We start from the raw sequence: 692 nt of genomic DNA, 5'->3' as shown, positions 1-692 counted from the left end.
ATGAACGGTCTCGGCTGCTGGTGGCTGGGCCGGTGCGGCAATTGGGGCCTGCGTCGGTGGCCCGGTGGGTGCCGTGGTCGGCGGCGCGGTTGGCGCTGCCATTGGGTCTGGCGCTGGGAAAAGGTTGCCGACGGAGCAAATAGTCTCATTCACAAGTGGTGGCATTAAGGGCTTTCTGTCAGGGGGTAAACTGTCGTGGTTGAACAGGTATTAGCTGCTGTTGTGGCTCTTGCTTTAGGTGGATTTGCGATTGCTGCTTGGTGGTTTGCGATGTTCTCCGACAGTGACTGGGGGGAGGCTGCTCGTGAGATGCTAGATGGTGTCTTCAGTTTGGGGCGTAATACCATTGCGGTGGTCGAGCCTGCTGTAGGAGGCTTCATGCTATTCGGGGGGTGCGGCCTGTTGACTGATGCTAGTGGTGGGGGAGATAGCTTCCTTTCGGACTTGTTTTTTATCGGATGCTTGGCGTCATTGGTGGTTGCGGTGTTGGGTTTGATTCCGGTGCGGTTGCCGGGGTGGATGTATCCGGAGTGGCATGAGGAGCGGCGTTGGCGTCGTAGGGAACAGGCCGAGTGGGAGGCGAAGTACGGCTCCGACGACGAGGGCGACGGTGAGACCAACAGGTGACCGCGGCCCTACCGTGTTGCCCGGTAGGCGACGGTATGAACGGCATGAACGGTCTCGGCTGCTGG

1 protein-coding gene and 1 pseudogene are annotated in these 692 nt (G+C 59.8%); both read left to right on the top strand.

Annotated elements, in window-relative coordinates:
* Window positions 1-22: 22 nt before the first annotated feature.
* Window positions 23-214, top strand: a pseudogene (locus tag BKH20_RS14970) (glycine zipper domain-containing protein); the annotation flags it as partial.
* Entirely contained in the window at window positions 196-627 is a 432-nt protein-coding gene (locus BKH20_RS12745) for a hypothetical protein (protein WP_075391373.1), read from the top strand. The pseudogene BKH20_RS14970 and the gene BKH20_RS12745, both read left to right, overlap by 19 nt.
* Window positions 628-692 lie beyond the last annotated feature (65 nt).

The organism is Actinomyces oris, from assembly GCF_001937445.1.
In the GTDB taxonomy this organism is placed as follows: Bacteria; Actinomycetota; Actinomycetes; order Actinomycetales; family Actinomycetaceae; genus Actinomyces; species Actinomyces acetigenes.
The sequence above is the reverse complement of the archived record's forward strand: the minus strand, read 5'-3'. Positions and strand labels throughout refer to the sequence as shown.